At 68.9% G+C, this 26,635-nt stretch carries 24 protein-coding genes; 15 read left to right on the forward strand and 9 right to left on the reverse strand.

Annotation, left to right across the window (positions count from 1 at the left end; translation table 11 throughout):
* Positions 1-10: 10 nt before the first annotated feature.
* From ABL840_RS10375 to ABL840_RS10390, 4 genes are all read left to right on the forward strand, one after another.
* Positions 11-1,162 (forward strand): DUF2827 domain-containing protein, encoded by a 1,152-nt coding sequence (locus ABL840_RS10375; RefSeq protein WP_093307014.1) that lies wholly within the window; start codon positions 11-13, stop codon positions 1,160-1,162.
* A complete protein-coding gene (locus ABL840_RS10380) occupies positions 1,159-2,283 on the forward strand; it encodes a DUF2827 domain-containing protein (RefSeq protein WP_093307015.1) in 1,125 nt (374 codons plus the stop codon). Before ABL840_RS10375 ends, ABL840_RS10380 begins: the two co-directional genes overlap by 4 nt.
* Before the next feature lie 8 nt (positions 2,284-2,291).
* Positions 2,292-2,906 carry a hypothetical protein gene (locus tag ABL840_RS10385; protein WP_093307016.1) on the forward strand — a complete coding sequence of 205 codons (615 nt, stop codon included), beginning with the start codon at positions 2,292-2,294 and terminating at the stop codon, positions 2,904-2,906.
* Positions 2,907-3,021: 115 nt separating this feature from the next.
* On the forward strand, positions 3,022-5,286 hold the full coding sequence (locus ABL840_RS10390; RefSeq protein WP_093307017.1) for an acyl-CoA dehydrogenase: 2,265 nt from the start codon (positions 3,022-3,024) through the stop codon (positions 5,284-5,286).
* Here the strand turns inward: ABL840_RS10390 and ABL840_RS10395 are convergent.
* Positions 5,186-6,037, reverse strand: coding sequence for a helix-turn-helix domain-containing protein (locus ABL840_RS10395; RefSeq protein ID WP_093307018.1), 852 nt, complete (start codon positions 6,035-6,037; stop codon positions 5,186-5,188). The two genes, ABL840_RS10390 and ABL840_RS10395, sit on opposite strands and share 101 nt — an antisense overlap.
* Before the next feature lie 134 nt (positions 6,038-6,171).
* Between ABL840_RS10395 and ABL840_RS10400 the strand changes: the two genes are divergently transcribed.
* Complete coding sequence (locus ABL840_RS10400; RefSeq protein WP_093198567.1) at positions 6,172-6,585, forward strand: hypothetical protein; 414 nt, start codon at positions 6,172-6,174, stop codon at positions 6,583-6,585.
* 158 nt (positions 6,586-6,743) lie between these two features.
* Positions 6,744-9,608 carry an aconitate hydratase gene (locus ABL840_RS10405; protein ID WP_093307019.1) on the forward strand — a complete coding sequence of 955 codons (2,865 nt, stop codon included), beginning with the start codon at positions 6,744-6,746 and terminating at the stop codon, positions 9,606-9,608.
* A 59-nt stretch (positions 9,609-9,667) separates the two neighbouring features.
* Here the strand turns inward: ABL840_RS10405 and ABL840_RS10410 are convergent, their stop codons facing one another.
* On the reverse strand, positions 9,668-11,134 hold the full coding sequence (locus tag ABL840_RS10410) for a C13 family peptidase (RefSeq protein WP_093307104.1): 1,467 nt from the start codon (positions 11,132-11,134) through the stop codon (positions 9,668-9,670).
* Positions 11,135-11,212: 78 nt separating this feature from the next.
* Between ABL840_RS10410 and ABL840_RS10415 the strand changes: the two genes are divergently transcribed.
* From ABL840_RS10415 to ABL840_RS10455, 9 genes are all read left to right on the forward strand, one after another.
* Positions 11,213-11,674: a metallophosphoesterase family protein gene (locus ABL840_RS10415; protein ID WP_093307020.1), complete on the forward strand. Its 462-nt coding sequence runs from the start codon at positions 11,213-11,215 to the stop codon at positions 11,672-11,674.
* Positions 11,675-11,862: 188 nt separating this feature from the next.
* Positions 11,863-12,699, forward strand: coding sequence for an iron uptake transporter permease EfeU (gene efeU, locus ABL840_RS10420; protein WP_093198575.1), 837 nt, complete (start codon positions 11,863-11,865; stop codon positions 12,697-12,699).
* An 8-nt stretch (positions 12,700-12,707) separates the two neighbouring features.
* Positions 12,708-13,901 (forward strand): iron uptake system protein EfeO, encoded by a 1,194-nt coding sequence (gene efeO / locus ABL840_RS10425; RefSeq protein ID WP_093307021.1) that lies wholly within the window; start codon positions 12,708-12,710, stop codon positions 13,899-13,901.
* Positions 13,902-13,920: 19 nt separating this feature from the next.
* On the forward strand, positions 13,921-15,210 hold the full coding sequence (efeB, locus tag ABL840_RS10430; protein WP_093307105.1) for an iron uptake transporter deferrochelatase/peroxidase subunit: 1,290 nt from the start codon (positions 13,921-13,923) through the stop codon (positions 15,208-15,210).
* Positions 15,211-15,251: 41 nt separating this feature from the next.
* Positions 15,252-16,088 (forward strand): iron uptake system protein EfeO, encoded by an 837-nt coding sequence (gene efeO / locus ABL840_RS10435; RefSeq protein WP_093307022.1) that lies wholly within the window; start codon positions 15,252-15,254, stop codon positions 16,086-16,088.
* Positions 16,089-16,216: 128 nt separating this feature from the next.
* A complete protein-coding gene (locus tag ABL840_RS10440; RefSeq protein WP_093198586.1) occupies positions 16,217-16,522 on the forward strand; it encodes a FeoA family protein in 306 nt (101 codons plus the stop codon).
* Complete coding sequence (gene feoB, locus ABL840_RS10445; protein WP_093307023.1) at positions 16,515-18,410, forward strand: ferrous iron transporter B; 1,896 nt, start codon at positions 16,515-16,517, stop codon at positions 18,408-18,410. The genes ABL840_RS10440 and feoB overlap by 8 nt, the downstream gene beginning before the upstream one ends.
* Before the next feature lie 46 nt (positions 18,411-18,456).
* A complete protein-coding gene (locus ABL840_RS10450; protein ID WP_093198591.1) occupies positions 18,457-18,747 on the forward strand; it encodes a DUF6587 family protein in 291 nt (96 codons plus the stop codon).
* Positions 18,748-18,752: 5 nt separating this feature from the next.
* On the forward strand, positions 18,753-19,937 hold the full coding sequence (locus tag ABL840_RS10455) for an FAD-dependent monooxygenase (RefSeq protein ID WP_093198593.1): 1,185 nt from the start codon (positions 18,753-18,755) through the stop codon (positions 19,935-19,937).
* 21 nt (positions 19,938-19,958) lie between these two features.
* Here the strand turns inward: ABL840_RS10455 and ABL840_RS10460 are convergent, their stop codons facing one another.
* From ABL840_RS10460 to ABL840_RS10490, 7 genes are all read right to left on the reverse strand, one after another.
* Complete coding sequence (locus ABL840_RS10460) at positions 19,959-21,209, reverse strand: SMI1/KNR4 family protein (protein ID WP_093198596.1); 1,251 nt, start codon at positions 21,207-21,209, stop codon at positions 19,959-19,961.
* 70 nt (positions 21,210-21,279) lie between these two features.
* A complete protein-coding gene (locus ABL840_RS10465; RefSeq protein WP_093307024.1) occupies positions 21,280-22,665 on the reverse strand; it encodes a reverse transcriptase family protein in 1,386 nt (461 codons plus the stop codon).
* A 239-nt stretch (positions 22,666-22,904) separates the two neighbouring features.
* The gene (kynA, locus tag ABL840_RS10470) at positions 22,905-23,753 is read right to left on the reverse strand and encodes a tryptophan 2,3-dioxygenase (RefSeq protein WP_093198601.1); all 849 of its coding nucleotides are present in this window, start codon (positions 23,751-23,753) and stop codon (positions 22,905-22,907) included.
* Between the two features lie 16 nt (positions 23,754-23,769).
* On the reverse strand, positions 23,770-24,258 hold the full coding sequence (locus ABL840_RS10475; protein ID WP_093307025.1) for a hypothetical protein: 489 nt from the start codon (positions 24,256-24,258) through the stop codon (positions 23,770-23,772).
* A 13-nt stretch (positions 24,259-24,271) separates the two neighbouring features.
* A complete protein-coding gene (gene kynU, locus ABL840_RS10480) occupies positions 24,272-25,558 on the reverse strand; it encodes a kynureninase (protein WP_093307026.1) in 1,287 nt (428 codons plus the stop codon).
* Between the two features lie 10 nt (positions 25,559-25,568).
* On the reverse strand, positions 25,569-26,222 hold the full coding sequence (gene kynB, locus ABL840_RS10485; protein ID WP_093198608.1) for an arylformamidase: 654 nt from the start codon (positions 26,220-26,222) through the stop codon (positions 25,569-25,571).
* 80 nt (positions 26,223-26,302) lie between these two features.
* Positions 26,303-26,617: a YkgJ family cysteine cluster protein gene (locus tag ABL840_RS10490; protein ID WP_093307027.1), complete on the reverse strand. Its 315-nt coding sequence runs from the start codon at positions 26,615-26,617 to the stop codon at positions 26,303-26,305.
* Positions 26,618-26,635 lie beyond the last annotated feature (18 nt).

The raw sequence follows: 26,635 nt of genomic DNA on the forward strand, positions 1-26,635 counted from the left end.
ACTCCGCCTCATGCGCATCGGTATTTCAGTCCTTACCCATGCGGGGCAGAACATCTGGGAGAACGGAATGGGGCAGAACGTCCTGTTCCTGGCCCGGCTGCTGCAACGCATCGGCTTCGTCGAGTCCGTGACCCTCATCGACGCCGGAGACCAGCAGAACATGCCGCCCCAGGTCGACACGGCGGCCATGGGACTGGCCTTCGGACGCGCGCGCGAACTCACCGATTCGCTGGACGTGGTCATCGAGATGGCCGGCGCGCTCGACGTGCAGTGGCTCTCGTACTTCCGCGCATGCGGCGGCCGCGTGGTGTTCCATTGCGTGGGCCAGCCTTTCGCGGCGCTGGCCGAGCCGATCGTCTTCACCGACAAGGGCCACTTCAGCAGGCCCGACCGCTGCGACGAAGTGTGGCTGCTGCCGAAGGATGCGACCTTCGCGCCCATGATGCGAACCATGCACCGCTGCCCCGTGTTCGAGGTGCCGTACCTCTGGTCGCCGCAGTTCCTGGCCCAGCGCGTCGCCGAGGTCGAGGCCGCGGGCCACCGCTTCGGCTATGTGCCGCGCACGGCAGAGCAACCGGGCTTTCGCGTCGCGATCTTCGAGCCCAACATCTCGGTGGTGAAGTCCAGCAGCGTGCCCATGCTGATCTGCGACGGGGCCTATCGCGCAGACCCGGCTGCCGTCACATCGATGCAGGTGCTCAACACCCTGCACCTGAAGGACCACCCGACCATGCTCTACCTGGCGAACTCGCTCGACATCGTGCGCCAGCACAAGGCGATCTTCCACGGCCGGCACGACTTCGCGGGCTTCATGGTGCAGTTCGCCGACGCCGTGGTCTCGCACCAGTGGCAGAACGACCAGAACTACAGCTACCTCGACGCGCTCTACGGCAACTACCCGCTGGTGCACAACTCGCCCTGGCTGCGAGACGCGGGCTACTACTACCCCGACTTCGACATCGCCGCCGGCGCGGCGCAGCTGCTGCAGGCCGTGCGCGGCCACGACCGGCAGCTCGACGACTACCGTGCCCGCTCCATGCGCGTCTTCGAATCGCTCGATCCGCTGCATCCGGCGAACGTCGAGGGCTACGCGCAGCGCCTGCTGCACCTGGTGGGCGGCGACCCCGCGTTCCGCGCCGATGCAGCGAGGGCCGCCGCATGATGCCGGCGAAGCTCAAGGTCGGCGTCTCCATCTTCATCCGCAAAGGCGAGCAGAGCCTGTGGGAGAACGGCGTCTACCAGAACTGCCTGTTCCTCGTGATGCTGCTGCTGCGCTCGCCGCGCGTGGAAAGCGCGGTGCTCGTGGCCGGCGGCGGCGACGGCGGCCCGGCGGACGCCACCAGCTTCCTTGCCGATTCACCTGTGCCCATCATCGACATGGCCACTGCCGGGCAGCAGCTCGACCTCATGATCGAGATGAGCGCCCAGCTCGCCATGCCGTGGTCGACGGCCTTCCGCGAGCGCGGCGGCAGGATCGTCTCGATGCGCGTGGGCAACGACTACGTGATCGACATCGAGCGCATGATCTTCGACAAGCCGCACGGCCTGCTGATCTCGGGCGCGCCCTACGACGAGGTGTGGACGATTCCCGAGTACGAGGTGTCGTGCAAGCCCTATTTCGAGAGCACCTTCCGCGCGCCAGTGCGGCTCATGCCGCACCTGTGGAGCCCGATGGTGCTGGAGCGCGCCATGGCCCGTGCGCCGCAGAGCCTGCCCTTCGCCTACGAGCCCGGCCGCAAGCAGTGGCGCGTGGCCATCTTCGAGCCCAACATCTGCATGGTGAAGACCAGCTTCATTCCCATGCTGGGCTGCGAGGCGGCGCACCGCGCGCAGCCGAGGCTCATCGAGAAGATGTGGGTCTTCAACAGCTTCCACCTGAAGGACAAGCCGTTGTTCGTCGGCTTCGCGCAGAGCCTGGACATCGTGCAGCATGGCCTGGCCACCTTCGAGGGGCGCTTTCCGGTCTACCAGGTGATGCCCGGCAAGATCGACGCCGTGTTCGCGCACCACTGGGAGAACGCGCAGAACTACGTCTACTACGAGGCGCTGTACGGCGGCTACCCGCTGATCCACAACTCGCACCTCATCGGCGACTGCGGCTACCGCTATCACGGCTTCGACTGCGAGGAGGGTGGCCTCGCGCTGCGGCGCGCCTTCGCCGAACACGACGCCGACCTGCCTGCCTACCGCGAGCGCGCGCGCCGCTTCATCGCCACGCTCGACCCCGAGGGCGAGGAGAACGTGCGCATCTACACCGCTGCCATCGAGAACCTTTACGCATGAGGACCGGTATGAAGCCGACTCCACGATTCCCCCGCCTGCTGCTCGCCATCCTGGCGTGGACTGCCGCCGGTGCCGCGTTCGCCCAGGGCGTGCTGGTGCCGCAGGCGCCGCCCGCGCAGCCGCAGGACACGCTCACGCGCGCCGCCACCAGCGTGGGCGTCAAGCGCTGCCTGCCGGCGATCACGCGGCTTTCCACGCTCACCGTGCAGGGCAGCCGCAGCCACGACGTGCTGCTCGACTGGGACCGCAAGCGTCCCGACGGCGGGCCGATGTTCTCGCTGATCGGCATGGAGTTTCCGAACGCCGGCGTGGCCGCGTCGATCACCGCCGTTCCCGACGACAGCGGTGCCTGCACCGTGTCGGCCGAGCGCATCTCGGTCGCGCCCTTCACCTGCGCGAGCGTCGGCCAACAGGAACTCTCGACCTACAAGATGACCCGGCTGCTGCCCAACTACACGGTCTACACCGACGAGAAGGAGCCGACCTCGTCGGTCTCGCTGATCGACTCACCGCCGGGCTGCCTCATCATCCGGCGCTATGTGGAGTACGGCTGGCGGGACCCCGCCGCAGCGGGGGCGTCGCCTGCTGGCGCAGCTGCTGCCCAGCCGCCGAAGAAGCGATAGGCGTCCGTCTCCGACAAGCGGGGAGGCCCTTGGCTGGCCCCTGGGGCCCGCCGTGGGCCTGAAGAATGGTCTCGATCCGCGCGAGTCCACCATTCGTCGCGGCAGGAGACGCACCATGCCTCTGGCTTCACTGATCGGCCGATGGGCCATGCAGCCCTTCTCGAAGGCGCTGCCGCCGCTGGGCGACACCGAGCGCGCGGCGCTGGAGGCCGGCACGGTCGGTTTCGAGGGGCGGCTCTTCGCGGGCCGTCCCGACTTCGATGTCCTGGCCGCCATGGGCCCGAACCGGCTCGACGAGCGCGAGCAGCGATTTCTCGACAACGAAGTGCGCGAGCTGTGTCGCATGCTCGACGACCATGCCATCGACGAGGCGCACGACCTGCCGCCCGAGGTGTGGCGCTTCCTGCGCGAGAAACGCTTCTTCGGGATGATCATTCCCGAGGAGTTCGGCGGCCTCGGCTTCGGCCACCATGCGCACGCCACGGTGGTGGCGCGCATCGCGACCGTGAACGTGGCGACGGCCGTCACGGTCATGGTGCCCAATTCGCTCGGCCCGGCCGAACTGCTGCTGCGCTATGGCACCAACGTGCAGAAGGCCCACTACCTGCCGCGCCTCGCGGACGGCCGCGAGCTGCCGTGCTTCGGGCTGACCTCGCCCTATGCGGGCTCCGACGCGGCATCGATTCCCGACCGCGGCGTGCTGGTCGAGCGCGAGATCGGCGGGCGCACGAAGCGCGGCTTCCTCGTCGATTTCGACAAGCGCTACATCACGCTCGCGCCGGTCGCCACCGTGGTCGGGCTGGCCTTCCATGCCATCGACGAAAGCAGGCCGGAAGGCGAGCGCGAACTGGGCATTACCTGCGCGCTGATTCCCGTGCCGCAGGCGGGCATGGAGATCGGCCGTCGCCACCATCCGATGGACAGCGCCTTCATGAACGGCCCGATTCGCGGCCGCCAGGTGTTCGTGCCCATGGAGTGGATCATCGGCGGCGAGCCGCAGGTCGGCCAGGGCTGGCGCATGCTGATGGAGTGCCTGGCCGCGGGTCGCGCCATATCGTTGCCGGCGCTGGGCTCGGCGATGCAGCAGACCGCGCTGTACGTGGCCAACGGCTACGGCCGGATTCGCGAGCAGTTCGGCATGCCGGTGGGCAGGTTCCATGCGGTCGCGGGGCTGGTGGCACAGATGTCGGCCGAGCTCTATGCCTCCGATGCCGCTCGGCGCTTCACGGCCGCCGCACTCGACAAGGGCGAGCGGCCCAGCGTGGCCAGCGCCATCCTCAAGGTGCAGCTCACCGAGGCGGGGCGGCGCGCGGTGAACCGCGGCATGGACATCCTCGGCGGCAAGGGGATCATCTCGGGCCCATCGAACCTGCTCGGCGTGGCCTATCGGCAGGCGCCGATCGCGATCACGGTGGAGGGCGCGAACATCCTCACGCGCGCGCTGATCGTGTTCGGGCAGGGCGCGGTGCGATGCCATCCGCATGTGCTCGACGAAATGGCCGCCGTGCAGGCCGGGGACGAGAAGGCGCTCGGCAAGGCCTTGATGGCGCACGGCAGGCATGTGGCGCTGAACCTGTGGCGCAGCCTTTTCGCAGCGCCGGTGCTCGGATCGCCGCCCGACGACCTGATGCACGAGGCGCGGCTCATCGCGCGCATGAGCGCCAAGTACGCGCTCACGGCCGACCTCGCGATGGGCCTGCTCGGCGGCAAGCTCAAGCGCATGGAACTGCTGTCGGCGCGCCTGGGCGACGTGCTCGCGCATCTCTACCTGGCCAGTGCGTGCGTGTGGCGCTACCGGGTCGAGGTGGCGCCCGAGATGCTGCCTTTCGCGCGGGCGGCGATCCGCCTGCAGATCGACGAGGCCGGCAGCATCCTGCGCGACCTCTACGCGAACCTGCCGACCGCCGGGCGGCGCGTGATCGGCGCGCTGGTGCTGCGCCGCACCGCGCACCTGGCGCCGCTGCGCGACGTGCAGCTGCTCGAGCTGGCGGAGCTGCTGCGCAAGGAACCGCGCATCGTCGCGCGCCTGGCGCCGGACCTGAGCGAGCCCGCGGCGGGCGGCCTGCTCGACCTGATGCACGCGATGGAACTGGGCACGAAGCTCGGCGAGGGCACGGCCGCGCTCAACAAGGTGCTGCGCCGCACGAATTCGCTCGAGGAGGCCGCCAGTTCGGCGCCCGACCCCGAGCTGGCGCTGGCCTACCTGAAGGCGGCGGACAAGGTCATCCAGGTCGACGACTTCGAGGGCCCGCCGCGCGATGCGCAGGGCAGGGCGGACCTCAGGCCGGCTGCTGCTGCTGCGCCACCAGGGCAGCCAGCGCAGCCGCCGTCTGCTCGTCCGCCGGAAAGAACGATTCCACCGCGAGTTCCTGCAGCGTGACGTCCACCGGCGTGCCGAAGATCGTGGTGGTGCTGATGAAGCTCAGCATGCCGCTGGGCATGACCACCTGGAAAGGCACGGCGACCGCCGACAGCGCGGTGTCGATGACGGGCGCGTCGTGGCTCACGGCCGGCGGCGGATAGGCCTCCAGTTCGTCGTGCAGTGCCTGCAGCACCGCGTCGCCGGTGGCGGCGATCTGCTGCTGCAGCCTTTCGAGCAGGTGGACGCGCCACTGCGCGAGGTTGGCGATGCGCGGCGCCACGCCTTCCGGGTGCAGGCTCAGGCGCAGCACGTTGATCGGCGGCTTCAGCAGCTCGGGCGCGGCGCCCTCCATGAGCAGCGGCACCAGCGCGTTGTGCGCGACCAGGTTCCAGTGGCGGTCCACGGCCAGCGCCGGAAAGGGCTCGTGGCCTTTAAGCACCAGGTCGATGGCCCGGCGCGCGGAGGCCATGGCCGGATCGTCCAGCGAGCGCTGCCTGTACATCGGCGCGAAGCCGGCCGCCACCAGCAGGGCGTTGCGTTCGCGCAGCGGCACCTCTAGCCGCTCGGCCAGGCGCAGCACCATCTCGCGGCTGGGCGCGGCGCGGCCGGTCTCGACGTAGCTCAGGTGGCGGGTCGAGACCTCGGCCTCCTGCGCCAGGTCGAGCTGGCTCAGGCGGCGATGGGTACGCCAGTGCCGCAGGTGGACGCCGAAGGGATCGCGCGCGCCGGGCTGGCCGGCCTTGGACGAGTGGGAGTGGGTTGTGCTCATGGGGCCGCATTCTGGCGCGGCTGCGGCGCGCCGCCATGACCTCCCAGGTCATCGACCCGATGCTCGCCGCCCGGAATCATCGACCCCAACGCGGCAGGACCGGCTTGCAGCGTAACCACCCAAGGAGAGATTCCATGTCCGTCTTCGCATCCCCCCGCTTCCTGCCCAACGTGATGTGGGCCGACGCCGCCTCCTGCGCCGCGACCGGCGCGCTGCAGGTGGCTTTCACCGACGCGCTGGCTCGCCTGACCGGGCTGCCCGCGCCGCTGCTCATGGGCACCGGCGTGTTCCTGCTGGCCTACGCGGCCATGGCTGCCTTCATGGCCAGCCGCGCCACGCCGCCGCGCACGCTGATCGGCCTCGTCGTCGTCGGCAATTTCGGCTGGGCCGTGGCCTGCATCTCGCTGCTGGTGAGCGGCATCTTTCCGGTCACAGCCGTCGGCGTGGCCTGGGTGCTGGCGCAGGCCGTGTGCGTGATCGTGCTGGCCGAGCTGCAGTGGACCGGGCTGCGCCGCAGCCGCGGCGGCGCGACCATGGCCCTTGCCTGAAGGGTTTGCGAGGAATGCCGGCGACGCCTTTGTACCCGGCATTTTTCGCCATGAGGAACGCGGCGCGACAAGACGATGACAGGGAAGACCGACTAAGCCTGTTGACATTGATCCCCGCTATCCTTGAGAGGCTTCCACGAACAAACAGGAGTCTCTCTATGGCCAAAGCCCCGGCGCATGCCTTTGCGTCCACCCTCAAGACCTTCAAGACCCCGTCGGGCAAGTCCGGCAAGTACTGGTCGCTGAAGGAGCTGGCCAAGCAGTACCCCTCCGTCGATCGCCTCCCCGTCTCCATCCGCATCGTCCTCGAATCGGTGCTGCGCAATTGCGACGGGCAGAAAGTCTCCGCCAAGCACGTCGAGGAGGTGGCCAACTGGGCGCCCAACGCCGAGCGCGTCGACGAGATCCCCTTCGTCGTCACTCGCGTCGTGCTGCAGGACTTCACCGGCGTGCCGCTGCTGGCCGACCTGGCCGCCATGCGTAGCGTGGCCGCCAAGCTGGGCAAGTCGCCCAAGACCATCGAGCCGCTGGTGCCCGTCGACCTGGTGGTCGACCACTCGGTGATGGTCGACTACTACGGTACGCCCAAGGCGCTCGACCTGAACATGAAGCTGGAATTCCAGCGCAACAACGAGCGCTACCAGTTCATGAAATGGGGCATGCAGGCCTTCGACACCTTCGGCGTGGTGCCGCCGGGCTTCGGCATCGTGCACCAGGTCAACCTCGAATATTTCGCGCGCGGCGTCTACAAGAGCCCGAACGACAAGGAAGACAAACCTACGTACTACCCCGACTCGCTGGTCGGCACCGACAGCCACACGACCATGATCAACGGCGTCGGCGTGGTCGGCTGGGGCGTGGGCGGCATCGAGGCCGAGGCGGCCATGCTGGGCCAGCCGGTCTACATGCTCACGCCCGACGTGGTGGGCTTCGAGCTCACCGGCCAGCTGCGCGAAGGCGTCACCGCCACCGACCTGGTGCTGTACGTCACCTCCATCCTGCGTGCCGAGAAGGTGGTGGGCAAGTTCGTCGAGTTCTTCGGTCCCGGCGCCGCGTCCATCGCGGTGCCCGATCGCGCGACCATCGGCAACATGGCGCCCGAGTACGGCGCGACCATGGGCTTCTTCCCGGTCGACGAGATGACGGTGGCGTACTTCGAGGGCACGGGCCGCACCAAGGAAGAGGTCGAGCGCTTCGAGGCCTACTACAAGGCGCAGGGCCTGTTCGGCATGCCCAACCCTGGCGACATCGACTACACGAAGATCGTCAGGCTCGACCTCGGCACCGTGTCGCCCAGCCTGGCCGGCCCGAAGCGCCCGCAGGACCGCATCAACCTCGGCGATCTTTCCACCAAGTTCTCGGAGCTCTACAGCAAGCCGAACGACGCCAACGGCTTCAACCAGCCGGCGGACAAGCTCAAGCTGCGCTACCCGCTGATCGCGGCTGGCAAAACCGGCGACGAGGAAGCCGCGCCGCCGCCCGCCGGCGCGCCGCTCGACGTGGTCGAGATGGTGGCCAACCGCTCGACCAAGGCCGCCGCGCACGTGAGCGCCACCGCGCCATCGGCGCCCAAGGGTGAAGTGACCATCGGCAACGGCGACGTGCTGATCGCGGCCATCACCTCGTGCACCAACACTTCGAACCCCAGCGTGATGCTGGCCGCCGGCCTGCTGGCCAAGAAGGCGGTGGAGGCCGGCCTCACGGTCAAGCCGCACGTGAAGACCTCGCTGGCCCCGGGCTCGCGCATCGTCACCGAATACCTCGAGAAGGCCGGCCTGCTGCCGTACCTCGAGAAGCTCGGCTTCTACCTCGCGGGCTACGGCTGCACCACCTGCATCGGCAATGCGGGCGACCTCACGCCGGAGATCAACGAAGCCATCACGAAGAACGACCTGATCGGCGCGGCCGTGCTCTCGGGCAACCGCAACTTCGAGGCGCGCATCCATCCGAACCTGAAGGCCAACTTCCTGGCCTCGCCGCCGCTGGTGGTGGCCTTCGCCATCGCCGGCAACGTGATGACCGACCTGATGACCCAGCCCGTGGGCAAGGGCAAGAAGGGCAAGGACGTCTACCTCGGCGACATCTGGCCGACCCCGAAGGAGATCGACCAGAACCTGCGCTACGCGATGAACGCCAAGTCGTTCCGCGCGAACTACGACAAGGTCAAGACCGATCCGGGCAAGTTCTGGAGCAGCATCAAGGGCACCAAGGGGCAGGTGTACGACTGGCCGAAGTCGACCTACATCGCCGAGCCGCCGTTCTTCGAGGGCTTCAAGATGAAGCCGCACGCGTCGGACGCGGGCATCAAGGGCGCGCGCATCATGGCGCTGTTCGGCGACTCGATCACCACCGACCACATCTCGCCGGCCGGCTCCATCAAGGAAAGCTCGCCCGCAGGCATCTGGCTCAAGGCGCACGGCGTGGCCAAGGCCGACTTCAACAGCTACGGCTCGCGCCGCGGCAACCACGACGTGATGGTGCGCGGCACCTTCGCCAACGTGCGCATCAAGAACCTGATGATCCCGCCGGACGCCAACGGCACGCAGGAAGAGGGCGGCGTCACGCTGTTCCAGCCGGGCAACCAGAAGATGTTCATCTACGACGCCGCGGTGAAGTACATGGAGCAGGGCGTGCCGACCGTGGTGTTCGGCGGCGAGGAATACGGCACCGGTTCCTCGCGCGACTGGGCCGCCAAGGGCACGCAGCTGCTGGGCATCAAGGCCGTGGTGGCGCGCAGCTTCGAGCGCATCCACCGCGCCAACCTGGTCGGCATGGGCGTGCTGCCACTGCAGTTCCGCGGCGCCGATTCATGGCAGACGCTGGGCCTCACGGGCGACGAGCAGATCGACGTGGTGATCGGCGGCGAGCTGAAGCCGCAGATGGACGTGAAGCTGGTGGTGCACCGCGCCGACGGCTCGCACCAGGAGGTGACGGTGCGCCTGCGCATCGACACGCCGATCGAGGTCGACTACTACAAGCACGGCGGCATCCTGCCGTTCGTGCTGCGGCAACTCCTGGAATAACCCCCCGGGCTTCTCGCACTTCGCGTCGCTTCTCCCTCCTCGCGAAGGGGGGGCCCGTCCTATTTCGGGATGCCGTCGAGGCGTTGCGCGAGGCGGTCGAGCACGGGACGGATCTTCTCGCCGACGCTGATCTGCGGGTTCGAGAAGCCGTCTTCCTTGCCGCCCTCGATCTCGCGCTGCTTGATCACCGGCACGGCCGCGGCGAAGGCGGCCTCGAAGGAGCGGGTCTTGCGCAGCTGCTCGTCGAACATCGCTCGGCCGAAGAAGGTCAGCTCGGACAGCCGGCCGCATCCGTACGAGGTGTGGGTGGCGTCGGCGGCGGTCATCACCAGCGTGTCCTCGCCGGCCAGCGGTTCGATCCACCCTCCCGAGTAGCAGGCCGAGACCGCCACCACCCGGTGGCGGATGCCGGCGCCGTCGAGTTCCTCGCGCAGCTCCTCCGGCGTGAGCCACGGCACCGTGAGCGGCCAGTGCGTCGCTGCCAGCCTGTGGTCGCGCGCACCGTGCGAGGTGAGGTAGATCACCAGCACGTCGTTCTCGCGGTCCATGCGCGCGGCCAGCGCGGCGATGGCGCGGCGCAGGTTGAGCGGCGTGGCCCAGGGCAGCGTCTCGGCGGTGGTCGCGTGGTTCATGAGGTGGATCACGCGGCCCCTGGCGTCGAAGCGTTCCTCCAGCACCTGGGTGACCATGTTGCTCTCGCGCAGGAACACGTCTTCCGATGCATAGGGCGCGAACACCAGCCCGTAGACGTTGGCCTGTCCCGGCTTGCCTGCCGGAAGGGCCTCTACCGTGCGTTCCCACACGGCCTGCTGCTGTTCGAAGAGCTCCTGCGTCAGCTCCATGCGCGGGCGCTCGGGCTCGGCCGACGCGCTGCCGTCGGGCAGCCACATGCGTTCCTGCGTGTAGAGCGATTGCACGAAAGTCAGCGCCAGCAGCGCCATGAATGCGGGCGCGAAGAGCGCGAGCCGCCAGCGCGTGGCGGCATCGCGCGCGGTGAGGCGCACCAGCGCCACGATCAACCACGCGCACCCGAGGCCGAAGACGACCCAGTAGCCGCGCGAGTTCGCGAGCACCGAAGGCAGCCAGCCGCGCGCATAGCCGAGGGCCAGCAGGCAGAGCAGCAGGTTGGCCGGGAACATCGTCCAGGTGGCCAGAGCGAACCAGCGCGCCAGTCCGCCGCCGCGAGCTCCTCCGGACAGTGCGAGCCAGCCCAGCCACGCGAGCACGGCCAGCACCCAGAGCGTGTTGAGGCCGACGCTTGCATGAAGGCTGGCGGGCCCGGCGATCTCGAGCCGTGCCAATCCGGTCCAGGCAAGCTCGGGCAGCAGCACGAGCAGCAGCAGTTGCCATGGAGCGGGGCGGGCGTCGACGCGCGGATCCAGCAGGCATGCGGCGCGCAGGCCGCCGACGATCCAGCGCAGCAGGCCCGCGCGCGGCGTGGCGTCCGGCGCGGCGGGCGGCGGGGCGGTTGCCTCCACGGCGTTTTCGGAAGAAGGCTGCTGCGGTGCGATGATGTCCTCGGGCATGGCGCCGATCATGCCCCTGCCGGGCGCGTTTTCCTCAACAACCTTCTTCCTCTTCCTCCTCTTCTTCCCGCTCCTTCCATGCTTCGCATCGGCCTGATCTCCGACACCCACGGACTGCTGCGCCCCGAGGCGCTCGCCTTCCTGAAGGGAAGCGACTTCATCGTCCATGGCGGCGACATCGGCAACGCGGAAATCCTCGAGACGCTCGCGGCCATCGCGCCGCTGACGGTCGTGCGCGGCAACAACGACCGCGAAGCCTGGGCGGACAGCATCGCGGAAACCGAGCTGGTGAAGTTCGGCGACGTGCGCCTCTACGCCATCCACGACCTTGCGCAAATCGACATCGATCCGCGCGCGGCCGGCGTGCGCGTCGTGGTCTCGGGCCATTCGCACAAGCCTAAGGTGGAGGAGCGCGACGGGGTGCTCTACGTCAATCCGGGCAGCGCGGGGCCGCGGCGGTTCCGGCTGCCGATCGCGGTGGCCGAGCTGCGGATCGACGGCGGCACCGTCGACGCGCGCATCGTCGAACTGCCGGCCTGAAGCCCCCGCCTCCGGGAGGAGGCAATCATTACCATTCGGCAAGAAAAGCCCACAGATGAGAATGTTTCTTATTTGATGGGATATGCTCGTCCGCTCCTCCACGGAGCCAGGACCAAAGGCGAACGCAGATGCGAGCGCCGATCCATGCCGGCTCCGGAGGGCCTTGATTGCCTCCATTTCCGAAGCCGATGCTCATCCCCTTTCTCATCATGCTGCGCGAAGGCATCGAAGCCGCGCTGATCGTCGGCATCGTCGCCAGTTACCTCAAGCAGAGCGGACGCGGCGCGCTGATGCCTGCGGTGTGGGTCGGCGTGCTGCTGGCCACCGCGCTGTCGCTGTTCGCGGGCGCCGGCCTGCAGCTGCTGGCGGCCGAATTCCCGCAGAAGCAGCAGGAGCTGTTCGAGGGCGTGGTCGGGCTGATCGCGGTGGTCATGCTGACCTCGATGGTGTTCTGGATGCGCAAGGCCGCGCGCTCCATCAAGGGCGAGCTGCAGGCCTCCATCGACAAGGCGCTGAGCAAGGGCGCCGACGGCCAGGGCTGGGCGCTGATCGGCATGGTGTTCCTCGCCGTGGCGCGCGAAGGGCTGGAGTCGGTGTTCTTCCTGCTGGCCGTGTTCCAGCAGAGCAGCGGCTGGGAGGCGCCGGTGGGTGCGCTGGCCGGCATCGCCGTGTCGGTGGCGATCGGCTGGGGTCTCTATTCGGGCGGCGTGAGGCTCGACCTGCGGCGCTTCTTCCGCTTCACCGGCCTCTTCATCCTGCTGGTGGCCGCGGGCCTGCTGGCCGGCGTGCTGCGCAAGCTGCACGAGGGCGGCGTGTGGAACCACCTGCAGACGGTGGTGTTCGACATGAGCACCACGTTGCCGATGGACAGCCCCCTTGGCGCCGTGCTCTCGGGCCTGCTGGGCTACCAGGCCGCGCCCGTGGTGGGCGAGGTCGTCGTCTACCTGGCCTTCCTGGCCGTCTCCCTGTTCTTCTTCCTGCGTTCGGCCCCGGCGCCGGCGCCTCGCGCGGCTGTGGCCCGCTGAAACCTGCAATGTCTTCCTCTTCTTCCGACAACAACAAGCCTTCGTCCTCCAACCTGATGCGCGTGGCGGTGGCCGCGTCGGCCCTGCTGGTGGTCGCCGGCCTCGCGGCCTTCTGGTATGCCTCCAACGAAGCGAAGAAGGCGCCGGCCAAGGCGGCCGACAACGCCGTCACCGTCACGATCCAGGGCAACGCCTGCGAGCCCAACGAGATCACGGTGCCGGCCGGGCGCACCACCTTCACCATCGTCAACAAGTCGAACCGCGCGCTCGAGTGGGAAATTCTCGACGGCGTGATGGTGGTGGAGGAGCGCGAGAACATCGCGCCGGGCTTCTCGCAGACCATGACGGTCAAGCTGCAGCCGGGCGAGTTCGCCATCACCTGCGGCCTGCTGAGCAACCCGCGCGGCAAGCTGCGCGTGACGCCATCGGCCGCGTCGGATGCCGAGGCGGCGCGGCCTTCGCTGGTCAACTACGTGGGCGCGCTGGCCGAGTACCAGACCTTCCTGCGCCTGGAGGCCGGCTCGCTCGACGACGCGGCGCGCGCCCTGGCCGACGCCATCAAGGCCGGCGACCTGCAGCAGGCGAGGGCGCTCTACGTGCCGGCGCACCAGGCCTACAAGCGCATCGAGCCGATGGCGGAGCTCTTCGCCGACCTCGACACCCGCATCAACGCGCGCGCCGACTACTTCGAGAAGCGCGAGGCCGACCCGGGCTTCAGCGGCTTCCACCGCATCGAGTACGCGCTGTACGGCCAGAACGACCTGAAGAGCGTCGTGCCCGTGGCCGACAGGCTGATCGCCGACATCGGCGTGCTCAAGGAGCGACTGCGCGGCCTGAACGTGCCGCCCGAGCGGCTTGCGGGTTCGGCATCGAAACTGCTGCGCCGCGTGGCCGACAACCTGCCGGCCGGCGGCGAGGACCACTACGGCCACGCCGAGGCGGCGAACCTGCAGGGCAGCTACGAAGGCACGAAGAAGATCGCCGACCTGCTGCAGCCGCTGCTCGTGAAGGCGGCGCCCGCGCTGCAGAAGAGCGTGGACGAGCGCTTCGCGGCCCTCGATACCGCGCTGGGCCCCTACCGCGAAGGCGACGGCTTCAAGCCCGCGCCGCTCGACGAGGCGCAGCGGAAGGCCTTGGCCGATACCGTGCGCGCCCTGGCCGAGGAACTCGGCAAGGTGAATGCCGCGCTCGGCCTGGAATGAGTTGAGAGACAGCAGCATCATGGACAAGTCGAACGAGCCCGTTTCCCCGCACCGCCGCCGCATGCTCGGCGCGGCAGGCGCAGCCTTCGCCGGCCTTGCCGCCACATCGGCCCACACCGTCGCGGCGCCCGCTGCCGCGGACAGCGGCGCGCAGGTGACCGACGCGCCGCAGAGCACCCACACGCAGGACCGCGTGCCCTTCCTCGGCACGCACCAGGCCGGCATCGTCACGCCGCGCCCGACGGCCGGGATGATCGCGTCGTTCTACGTGCTGGCCGAGAACCGCGCCGACCTGGAGCGGCTGTTCCGCACGCTCACCGAGCGCGTCGCCTTCCTCACGCAGGGCGGGCCGCAGACAGACCCCGATCCCAAGCTGCCGCCGGCGGGCTCGGGCATCCTCGGGCCGGTGGTACAGCCCGACGGGCTGACGGTGACGGTGTCGGTCGGCGCCTCGCTGTTCGACGAGCGCTTCGGCCTCGCGAAGAAGAAGCCGCTGCGGCTCAGCCAGATGCAGCGCCACCCGAACGACGCGCTCGATGCCGCGCTGTGCCACGGCGACCTGTCGATCCAGTTCTGCGCCAACACGCCGGACACCAACATCCACGCGCTGCGCGACATCATCAAGAACACGCCCGACTTGCTGGTGCTGCATTGGAAGCAGGAAGGCACGGTGCCGCCGATTCCGGCGGTGCCGGGCAAGCCGGCCGAGAGCGCACGCAACTTCCTCGGCTTCAGGGACGGCTCGGCCAACCCTGACTCGGCCGACGGCGGGCTCATGGACCGCATCGTCTGGGTGCAGCCCGGCGGCGACGAGCCGGCCTGGGCCGCGGGCGGCAGCTACCAGGCGGTGCGCATCATCCGCAACTTCGTCGAGCGCTGGGACCGCACGCCGCTGCAGGAGCAGGAGGCCATCATGGGCCGCCTGAAGCCCACCGGCGCGCCCATGGACGGCGGCAAGACCGAGCACGACGTGCCCGACTACGCGAAGGACCCCGAAGGCAAGGTCACGCCGATGGATGCGCACATCCGCCTGGCGAACCCGCGCACCAAGGCTTCGGACAAGAACCTGATGCTGCGCCGGCCCTTCAACTACTCGAACGGCGTCACCAAGTCGGGCCAGCTCGAGATGGGGCTGCTGTTCATCTGCTACCAGGCCGACCTCGAGAACGGCTTCATCGCCGTGCAGAAGCGCCTCGACGGCGAACCGCTCGAGGAATACATCAAGCCCATCGGCGGCGGCTTCTTCTTCACGCTGCCGGGCGTGCGGGACGAGCGCGACTGGCTGGGGCGCTCGCTGATGTCCGCCTGAAGTCCACAAGTTTTTTCACCAACCCAAGAACCAGGAGATCCATGACCGTGCAGTTCCGCCGCCACTTCCTCGCCACTCTCGTCGCAGGCTTCGCCGGGCTCCATGCCATCGGCGCGCAGGCCGCCGTGTCGCCGCTCGAGCTGGTCGGACCGATCTCCGACTACAAGATCTACGTCGCCGAGAACGTGCGCAAGCTGGCAGCGGACACGCGCGCCTTCACCGCCGCGGTGAAGGCCGGCGACATCGAGAAGGCGAAGAAGCTCTATGCGCCGACGCGCACGAGCTACGAGCGCATCGAGCCGGTGGCCGAACTCTTCAACGACCTCGACAAGGCCATCGACTCGCGCGCCGACGACCACGAGAAGGCCGAGAAGGACCCGGACTTCGGCGGCTTCCACCGTATCGAATACGGCCTGTGGGTGCAGAAGAGCACCAAGGAGCTCGCCCCCGTGGCCGACAAGCTGCTGGCGAACGTGCTCGAGTTGCAGAAGCGCCTGTCCGCGCTGACCTTCCCGCCCGAGAAGGTGGTTGGCGGCGCCGCGGTGCTGATGGAGGAAGTGGCCGCCACCAAGATCTCGGGCGAGGAGAACCGCTACAGCCACACCGACCTGTGGGACTTCCAGTCGAACTTCGAGGGCGCCTACAAGATCGTCGAGCTGCTGCGCCCGCTGGTCGTGAAGGAGAACAAGGCCTTCTCGGACAAGGCCGAGGCCAATTTCAAGGTGGTTTTCGACACGCTGGCCAAGTACAGGACGGCCGACGGCGGCTTCGAAACCTATTCGAAGCTCAGCGAACGCGACCGCAAGCTGCTGGCCGGGCGGGTCAACACGCTGGCCGAAGACCTGTCGAAGCTGCGCGGCATGCTGGGGCTGAACTGATCGAAAACCCCCGGTTTGGCTGATCCCGAACGCTTTTGAAGGGGTTTGGTCAGGTTTTCGCGAGTGAGAATTGCTAGCATCTAGGTTTTGCTTACAGGTGCGCCCGGTATCCAGGGCGCCGCCCCACCGTGCGAACCAACGATTTCGGCACCGCGCCGGCCCCGACCGCCGTCGCCCTGCGCCTCGACCAGCTTCCCAGCAACCAATGGGCCACCGTGCTCGACGTGGCCCGTCCCGAGGGCGCGGACGACCGTGAACTCGTCCTGCGCCTGACCGAAATCGGCTTCGTGCCGGGCGAGGCGGTGCGAATCGTCGCCAGCGGCATTCCGGGCCGCGAACCGCTGGCGGTGCGCCTGGGGCACACCACCTTCGCGCTGCGCCGCCACGAGGCTGCGCTGATCCACGTCACGCCGGGAGCCGCGAACCATGGTTGAAGCCGTCGTCCAGGGCCCGGGCCGCCTCGCGCCCACCGCGCAGCCGGGCCGCATCGCCTTGCTGGGCAACCCCAACTGCGGCAAGACCGCGCTGTTCAACCTGCTCACCGGCAGCCGCCAGAAGGTGGCCAACTACGCCGGCGTGACCGTCGAGCGCAAGGAAGGCTCTCTGCGCACGCCCTCGGGCCGCCGCGTCTTCGTGCTCGACCTGCCGGGCGCCTACAGCTTGAACGCCCTGAGCGCCGACGAGGCCGTCACGCGCGACATCGTCACCGGCCAGAGCAAGGAAGCTCTGCCCGACCTGCTGGTGTGCGTGACCGACGCCACCAACCTTCGCCTGAACCTGCGGCTGGTGCTCGAGGCCAGGCGCCTCGGCCTGCCGATGGTGGTGGCGCTCAACATGACCGACATGGCGAAGAAGCAGGGCATCGTGGTCGACACGACAGTGCTCGCGCGCGAGCTGGGCGTGCCGGTCATCGAGACCGTCGGCGTGCACACCGGTGGCGCGCAGGGCCTGCTCCAAGCCCTCGACACGCCCGTGGCCGCCTCCGCGCCGAAACCCTGGCAGGCGCCGGACCTCGACGACGTGCTGGCCACGCAGCGCGAGGTGCGGCGCATCCTTGGCCTCGCGGTGAAGGAACCGGTCGGCAGCCTCGCCACCAGCGACCGCATCGACCGCGTGGTGCTGCACCCCGTGTGGGGCATGCTGGTGCTGGCCGTCACCATGTTCCTGATGTTCCAGGCCGTGTTCAGCTGGGCCAACGTACCGATGGACGCCATCAAGGCCGGCACCGAGGGCCTGGGCAACCTGCTCAAGACCTACATGCCCGAGGGCATGCTGCAGAGCCTGCTGGTCGACGGCGTGATCGCCGGCGTGGGCGGCGTGATCGTCTTCCTGCCGCAGATCCTGATTCTTTTCCTCTTCATCCTCGCGCTGGAAGACTCGGGCTACCTGCCGCGCGCGGCCTTCCTGCTCGACCGGGTGATGGGCACGGTGGGGCTGTCGGGCCGCTCGTTCATTCCGCTGCTGTCGAGCTTCGCCTGCGCCATTCCGGGCGTGATGGCCACGCGCACCATCAGCAACTGGCGCGACCGCATCACGACCATCATGATCGCGCCGCTCATGACCTGTTCGGCACGGCTGCCGGTGTATGCGCTGCTCATCGCGGCCTTCATTCCGGCGCGCACCGTGGGCGGCATCTTCAACCTGCAGGGCGTGGTGCTGTTCGGGCTGTACGTGTTCGGCATCGTCTCGGCCATGACCGTGGCCTGGGTCATGAAGCGCTTCCGCGACAACGCGCAGCACTCGCCGCTGCTGATGGAGCTGCCGGCCTACCGCTGGCCCAACCTGCGCAACCTGGCGCTGGGCCTGTACGAGCGCGCGTGGATCTTCATCCAGCGCGTGGGCACGATCATCCTCACGCTGACGATCCTGCTGTGGTTCCTGTCGACCTTCCCGTCGCCGCCCGAAGGCGCGACCGGCCCGGCCATCCAGTACAGCCTGGCCGGCATGATTGGCCGCGGCCTCGAGCACATCTTCGCGCCCATCGGCTTCAACTGGCAGATCTCGATCGCGCTGGTGCCGGGCATGGCTGCGCGCGAGGTGGCCGTGGGCGCGCTCGGCACGGTGTATGCGCTGTCGGCCACGGGCGACGATGTGGCGGGTGCGCTGGAGCCGCTCATCGCCGGCAGCTGGACGCTGGCCACCGCGCTGTCGCTGCTGGTCTGGTACGTGTTCGCGCCGCAGTGCATCTCGACGCTGGCGGCGGTGAAGCGCGAGACCGGCTCGTGGAAGTACGTCTGGATCATGGCGGGCTACCTCTTCGCGCTGGCCTATCTGGCCTGCTTCGTGACCTACCACGTTGCAGTGGCACTCGGAGCCGGTTAAAACCGCCGCTGACGCTGAAAGGTTTGAAGAAAAGGTCGAAGAAGAAATGGCACAGCAACTGATCGTCGGATTGATCGTCGCGGCCGCCGCGTTCTACGCGGTCTGGCGCTGGATGCCCGCGGGATGGCGCCGTGGCGCCGCGCAGAAGCTCGCGGCCGGCACGCAGCGCGCGGGCCTGATCGACGAGGAGCGCGCGAAGGAACTCGCCACCTCGCTCGCCAAGACATCGGGCTGCGGCTCGTGCGACACCTGCGGGAGCTGCGCTCCCAAGACCCCCGTCAAACAATCGCAAGCCGACCAGGCCGTCAGCCCCAGCCCGTCCACGCACGGCCGCTGAGACCGATGCCCGCTCACATCCTCGTCGCCGGGGGCGGCATCGGGGGGCTGGCCACCGCGCTGGCGCTTTCCAGGAATCGTCACCGGGCCGACGTCTTCGAGCAGGCGGCGGTCTTCGGCGAGATCGGCGCCGGCGTGCAGCTGGGCCCCAACGCCACGCGGCGTCTCGGGCAACTCGACCTGGGCACAGGGCTCGCGGCCATCGCGGCGCGGCCCGAGGCGCTGGTGGTGCACAGCGCCGAAAGCGGCTCCGAACTGGCCCGCATGCCGCTCGGCGACGCCATGCAGCGGCGCTACGGCTCTCCCTATTTCTGCGTGCATCGCGCCGACCTTCACGGCCTGCTGCTCGACGCCGTGCGCGCGCGCGGCAACGGCACGCTGGTGACCGGCGCCCAGATCAGGCAGGTGGAAACCAGCGACGACCTCGTCTGCCTGTCGAGCGCCGACGCGCGCGCCTGGGAGGGTGAAGCCATCGTCGGTGCCGACGGCCTCTGGAGCACGGTGCGGCGGCGGCTGGACAGCGAATCCGCCGCGCAGCCCCCGCGCGTCACGGGCCACACGGCCTGGCGCGCGTTGATCGAGCAATCGGCCCTGCCGGCCGCACTGCGCCGCGGGCGGGTCGATGTCTGGCTCGGTCCGCGCCTGCATGCGGTGGCCTACCCGGTGCGTGGCGGCGACTGGCTCAACGTGGTCGTGATCGCCGAGTCCGCCCCCGCCGGCGACGCGCGCGACTGGGACCAGTCGACCAGCATCGCGGCCCTGAAGCAGGCCATGGGCCGAAGCTGCGCGAGCCTGCAATCGCTGCTCGACGCCATGCCTGCCTGGCGCGCATGGTCGCTGGGAGACCGCGCGCCGATGACCGGCCCGGCCGACATGGCGCACGAACGTGTCGCGCTGGTGGGCGACGCGGCGCACCCGATGGTGCCGTACCTGGCGCAGGGCGCCGGCATGGCCATCGAGGATGCCGTGGCGCTGGCCGATGCGATGACCGATGCCGATGCGGCCGACGTGCCCGCCGCCTTCGCGCGCTATGCCGAGGCACGTTGGGCACGCAACGCCCAGGTGCAGGCGCGCGCGCGCCGCAACGGCGAGATTTTCCACGCCACGGGCGCGGTGAGGCTGGGCCGCGACATGGCGATGCGCCTGCTGGGCGCGAAGCTGCTCGACCAGCCCTGGCTGTACGGCGGTTGACGGCGCCGCGCGCCGGCGCGCTCAGAGCCGGAACGTCTGCAGGTGATCGATGCGTTCGGCCAAACCTTCCTGCCCCAGGTAGTGGCCGTACTTGCCGCCCTGCATCTTCGCGAGCGAGCCCTCCAGGTCGAGCAGCATGGCATCGCGCTCGGCGACGAAAGCCGGTGCCACGTCGATGCCCGCCTTCGCGCAGGCATCCGCGATCAGGTGCGCGCTCGCCGGCGCGCCGCAGGCCGCGCACTTGACGATCGCCGCCACGTTGGGCTCCGCGCCGTTGTCCAGCAGGGCGCTCGTGAGTTCGGGCGAGATCTGCCCGTCGATGTTGCGCAGCGCATCGGCTGCCACCGGCGCGCCAGCGCGCACCAGCGCAGCGGCCGCTGCGAAGGCCCCATGGCTCACCGCGACATCGGTGGCCAGCGCGCTGCCTTGCTGCGGCCCGTCGAAGTCCACGCCGGCGGCCGCGAGTTCGGCAACGAGCTTCGCGTCGTCGGTCGCGATCGCATGGCGCAGGGCCACGCGCGCGAGCTGCGGCTGGTGGCGCAGCGTGCCTTCGGCCAGCGGCGTGCGCCAGTCGACCACGGCACGGCAATAGAAGGTCACGACCTTGTCCATCAGGTCGAGGTCGAGCCCGTGGTCCTGGTGCCGGTCGTCGAGGTAGCCGAGCAGCGTCTGGCCCGAGAAGTAGTCGCCGGTGGGAGCCAGCGGGTCTTCGTCGAGGCGCAGCGCCGCGAACGCGCCGCGCAGGTCGGGCGCGACGGTGTTCACGCTGTCTTCGTGCAGCGCGTGCGTCCAGGCCGGCGGCAGGCCCTTCTTCCAGGCGACGATCTGACCGTGCCCCGCGCCGGGCTCGACCACCGCGTAGATGCGGTCGGTGTACTCGAAGCCGCCGAAGGGCAGGTGCGTGAGCTTGCCGGTCCAGGGCGTGCCGTTTTCCTCGGCGGCCTCCTGGGCCAGTTCCTGCTCGTGCTCGATCCAGCCCTGCAGGTCGTGGTAGCCGTCGCTGCCGTCCCAGAAGAGTTCGTTCCAGCTGATGCCCTCGAGGTTGCCGTTCATCTCGAGCGACAGGTCGTAGTCGAGACGTCCGCCGGCGGTTTCCTGCCACAGCGCGACCAGCGCTTCGGGAAGTGGGCCCGAGCACAGGGCCTGCACGGCCTCGATCTGCTGGCTGGGCATCGGCGGTTGCGCGTCGAAGATCACGCGCTCGGCGAACAGCACGATGCCGTGTTCGCGCAGGGTGGAGAGCTCGTCGGTTGTGAACCGGATGTCGTTCATGGCTGGGCCTCCGTTGTTTTCCAAAAATGTAGCGCTTTGCGCTCGCAGGGCAATCCGGGCCACCCCAGCTTCATGAGGGCGTTTGCGTGGCTTTCGTCCAGTCGATGCGTTCGAAGAGCCGCATCAGCCTGGCCTTGCGCGCCGCGTTGAACTGGCCGATCCATGCGATGTGGCCCAGCAGGTGGCCGCGGAAGTCGTCCAACTTCGCCCGGTTCTGCGCGGCGGGGCCTTGCGTCGCGCAGCGATGCAGCACGGCCCGGAGCCTGTCGAAGTCCTCGCGCGGCGCGTTGGCCCTGTCGTTGACGACCACGCCGGTCACGCGCTGCTGGCGATGCCGCGGCATGCAGCGCAGCTTGCGCGGGTGCAGCTCGAAGCCCTCGTCGGCCGCGATGCCGTCGACCCAGGCGCGCAGGGCGCCGAACTGCGCGCGCAGCGAGGCCGGCCCGGAGAACACGAGGTCGTCGGCATAGCGCGTGTAGGTGGCGCCGAAGACCCAGGCCAGGCCCTCGAGCCGCAGGTCGAGCCTGAAGGCGCAGAGATTCGCCAGCGCGGGAGAGCAGGGCGAGCCCTGGGGCAGGTGCGGCGCGGCGAGACGCTTGGCGCCCATCCAGTCGAGCCCGCCGTCGTCGCGCAGGCGCTCGATGATGGCGGCGTCGGTGCGATGCGTGCAAAGGGCGGTGAGGGCGCGCGCCACGCCCTCGGGATAGCCCAGTGTGCGCCACGTGGCGTGCACGCGCGAGGCGCGGATGGCAGGGAAGAAGTCGCGCAGATCGAAGCCGATCACCACTTCCTTGCCTGCATGCGCGGCCGCGTGGCTCGCGACCGACCGGCCCTGCACGAAGCCATGCGCCGCCTCGTGCACCGGCACGTGCCGCAGCAGCTCGTCGAGGATGCGGCGCTGCGCGCGCTTCAGGTCGGCCTTCGGGATTTCGAGCAGCCGCAGGCCGCCGAGGCGCTTGGGCTGGAGCTGGTAGCGGTAGTGCGATGCGGGCTGGGAGCCCGGCGCGTCGGACGCGCGAAAGGCCTGTGCCGGCGATGCGAGCCAGGCCAGCCGGTCCGCGTCGAGTGCGAGCCATTGCGCGAGGTTGGCGAGCGTGGGGATGTCGGGCAGCGCGAAATGGTCCAGCCCCATCGGGCGCGGCAGCATCTGCGCGGGCCGCAGGATGATGCGCCGCACGCGCGGCCGTTCGTTCTGCTCGAAGGCCGCGTCCAATTCGGGCATGTCGTGGATCGCCTTCGCCAGCGCGGGCAGGTCGGTGCGCTGCCAGGTGGCCTGCGAGCGGTTGCCGAGCGCTTCGGCCAGCGGCTTCAGCCAGGGCGAATCGGCACCCAGCGTGGCCGCGGCCCGTGCACGCAAGGCGCCCGGCGCGGTGCCGCCGGGCTGCCTCGCATCGGCGAGCAGGGCCCGCGCGAGGCTGCGTGCGATCCACTCCCTGTAGCTCAGTTCACGCGTCATGGATGAATGCGGGCCGTGAAGCCGGTGAAGACGGGTGGCAACCGGCCCTTCAACCAGCCGGTGATGCGCTAGCCGGGCTGCGCGGTAGCGCAGTTCCGCTCACGCGCCGGAATATCTAGCCATCCATCCACCACGGGGTTACCCCGCAGCACAAGACCAGGCGACGAATCGCGAAGCCTTGTCGAGTCTTGAAGAGCCGGTGCCGGGCGGATTGTAGGAGCCGGCTTCGGGCAGCGGGCCTACAGGTCGGTACGCAGCTTCCAGATCTCGGGGAACAGCACCACGTCCAGCATCTTGCGCAGGTAGCTCACGCCGCCGGTGCCGCCGGTGCCGCGCTTGAAGCCGATCACGCGCTCGACCGTCGTCACGTGGCGGAAGCGCCAGAGGCGGAAGGCGTCTTCCAGGTCGGTGAGCTTCTCGCCGAGCTGATAAAGGTCCCAGTGGTCGTGCGGGTTGCGATAGACCGTGAGCCAGGCCGCCTCGACGCCGTCGCTGGGTTCGTAGGGCTGCGTCCAGTCGCGCTCCAGCCGGTCGGCGGGCACGGGCAGGCCGTGGCGCGCCAGCAGGCGCAGCGACTCGTCGTAGAGCGACGGCGCGCGGTAGGCCGCATCCACCTGCGCCAGCAGGTCGGCGCGGTGCGCGTGCGGCTTGAGCATGGCGGCGTTCTTGTTGCCCAGCGCGAATTCGATGCAGCGGTACTGTGCGCTCTGGAAGCCGCTGGAGTTCGCGAGGTAGGGGCGCATCGCCGTGTATTCGGGCGGCGTCATGGTCGAGAGCACGGTCCATGCGTTGACCAGCTGCTCCATGATGCGGCTCACGCGCGCGAGCATCTTGAAGGCGTCGGGCAGCTTCTCCTGCGCGATGCAGGCGATGGCGGCGTGCAGCTCGTGCAGCATCAGCTTCATCCAGAGCTCGCTGGTCTGGTGCTGCACGATGAAGAGCAGCTCGTCGTGCGCGGGCGAAAGCGGATGCTGGGCGCTGAGGATCTCGTCGAGGTGCAGGTAGTCGCCGTAGCTCATGGACTTGCTGAAGTCCAGCTGGGCCTTTTCTTCGTGGACGATGTTCTCGGTTGTCTTTTCGGTGCTCATGATGTTTGCCGGCAGGTCATCGCCAGACAACGGCGGTATAGGAGGGCAGGCCCGCGCCGGACTCTTTCCTCGGGTAGACGAATCGCACGACCTCGTTTCCGCGCTTGAATTCCTGGTATGTCTCGCCGCCTGGAATGCGGCCCTTCTCGCCCGGCCTGTAGCCGGAGTCGCGCGCTTCCTTCACGAGGCGCTCGAAGGCGGCCTTGTCGGTGAGGGTGAGCTGAATGCCGTCCTCGCCGCTGCGGCTGGCCACGTAGGTGGACTTCATCAGGCGCGTGGTCTGGCCATCGACGAACTTCTCGTACTCGATCATGCTGACCTGGTCGGTCACGGTCTTGTCGGCATACGAGAAGCCCTGGCTCTTGATCTGCGTGCGGAAGGCGTCGGGCGCCACCTCGGCGAAGGCTTTGAGCTGCGGCAGCGTGAAGGCCGGTTGCTGAGCCATGGCAGGCGCCGCCAGCATCAGCAGCAGCGCGGCGGAAAAAGCGGACAGTCGGTGTTTCATTGCCATGCGCCGCTCAGGTCACCGCGTTCTTGCGGTTGAACTCCTCGCGCTTCCACTCCGCGGTCTCGAGCACCTGCACGAGGTGCTCGACCGAGTTCCACACGTCCTCGAAGCCGATGTACAGCGGCGTGAAGCCGAAGCGCAGGATGTCGGGCATCTGCGAATCGCCTGCGCGGTAGTCGCCGATCACGCCGCGTGCAATCAGCGCCTGCACGATGGCGTAGGCGCCTTCCTCGCGACTGAGGCACACCTGCGAGCCGCGCTGCTCGTGTTCGCGCGGCGTGACCAGCGAGAGACCGTGGCCGGCGCAGCGCTCCTCGACCAGCCTGATGAACATGTCGGTGAGCGCGAGCGACTTGGCGCGCAGCGCGGACATTGCGCCATGGTCACCGTTGAAGGACTCGGCCGCCAGCACCGTGTCGAGCCCGCATTCGAGCCCGGCCAGCGCGATGATCGGCTGCGTGCCGCACAGGTAGCGGCCCACGCCCGGAGCGGGGCGGTAGTGCGGCGTGAACTCGAAGGGCGCCGCGTGGCCCCACCAGCCGGACAGCGGCTGCTCGAACTCGCCCGCGTGCTTCGTGTGCACCCACGCGAAGGCAGGCGCGCCGGGTCCACCGTTGAGGTACTTGTAGCCGCAGCCGATGGCGTAGTCGGCGTTGCTGTCGTTCAGCGCCACGGGCACGGCACCCGCGCTGTGCGCGAGGTCCCACACCGTGAGCGCGCCCACGGCGTGCGCTGCGGCGGTGACGGCCTTCATGTCGTGCATGGCGCCGGTGCGGTAGTTGACGTGCGTGAGCATCAGCACGGCCACTTTTTCGGTCAGTACCGAATCCGGGCCTTGCAACTCGCTCGCGTCGATCAGCTTGAGCGTGAAGCCGCGCTCGCGGCACAGCGATTCGGCGATGTAGAGGTCGGTGGGGAAGTTGCTGCGCTCGCTGATCACCAGCTTGCGGCCGCTGTCCTTCTGCTGGGACAAGGCGGCGAACAGCACCTTGTAGAGGTTCACCGAGGTGCTGTCGGTGCACACCACCTCGCCGGGCGCGGCGCCGATCAGGCGGGCCACCTTGTCGCCCAGGCGCTGCGGCAGGTCGAACCAGCTGGCGGTGTTCCACGAGCGGATGAGGCCTTCGCCCCATTCCTTGGTCACGACTTCGGCGATGCGCGCCGGCGCGGCCGTCGGCATCACGCCGAGCGAGTTGCCGTCGAGGTACAGCACGCCTTCGGGAATGGTGAATTGGTCGCGCAAGGCGCGCAGCGGGTCTTGCGCGTCGAGCGCGCGGCAGTCTGCAAGAGTCGTCATGTCGGAGGTTTCAGCGAGGGAGTTCGCGCAGCACGGCGCGAACGGGGGAGGCATCGGCGCTGACCAGCTTGAGCGGCAGCGCGATGAGTTCGTAGTCGCCCTCGGGCACGTCGTCGAGCACGAGGTTCTCGAGCACGCGAAGGTCGAGGCGGCGGATGCGTTGGTGGCTTTCCAGTGTCTTGCTGTCGGCCGGGTCGATGCTGGCGGTGTCGATGCCGATGAGCTTCACGCCCATGGCCGCCAGGCGCTCGACGGTGGCAGGGGCGTAGGCGGCGAGTTCCGGGTCCCAGCGGCCGACCGGCATGGTTGTGTAGGTGCGGACCAGCACGCGCGGGGGCAGTGTGCTGTCGACGGCGTGGGCGATGTGCTCCCACTCGATCAGCGCGCCCTTGTCGATCGCGTGGATCACGCGGCAGGGGCCGAGGAAGGGCGTGAGGTCGACGTCGCCGATGGTCTGGCCCTCGGGGTCGTAGTGCAGTGGAGCGTCGGCATGCGCGCCGACGTGGGGCGAGAGCTTGATCTCGCTGACGTTGACCGGACAGCCCGGCGAAATGGTCGCGGCCCAGCGCTGCTGGTAGGGCGTGTCGCCGGGAAAGACCGGCGCGCCTTCATGCACTGGCGGCGAGATGTCCCAGATTCGGGGGCGGGGTTGCTGTGAACGCATGGCGCGAAGTTAGCGCCGGGCGAGAGGTCGTGGTGTCGGTTATTTCCAACACCAGACGTGACAAGTTGAAGCGCGATCGTTCAGTGCAGCGAAGACAGCGCGGGCAGGCCGTGGCGGGCCCGTGCGCGTTCGCAGGCGTCGCTGCCGGCCTGCAGTTCGTGGCACGGGTTGGGGCGCCATTCGTAGATGCCGCAGCCCACGGACTGGCCGATCTTGCCGGTGAGCGCGGCGCAGCGCGGGGATGCGTGGTCGGTGCCGCGCATGCGGCAGATGGCGTCGTTCACCTCGACGGCGAGGCCCGAGGGCACCTTGCCGCCGTTGTCGTCGAGTTCATGCACGCTGAAGTCGACGCGATAGCTGGCGCAGCAGGCGCCGCATTGCTGGCAATCGGACATGCTGCGGCGCCTTTGCCT

Source organism: Variovorax sp. NFACC27, assembly GCF_048301545.1.
In the GTDB taxonomy this organism is placed as follows: domain Bacteria; phylum Pseudomonadota; class Gammaproteobacteria; order Burkholderiales; family Burkholderiaceae_C; genus Variovorax; species Variovorax gossypii.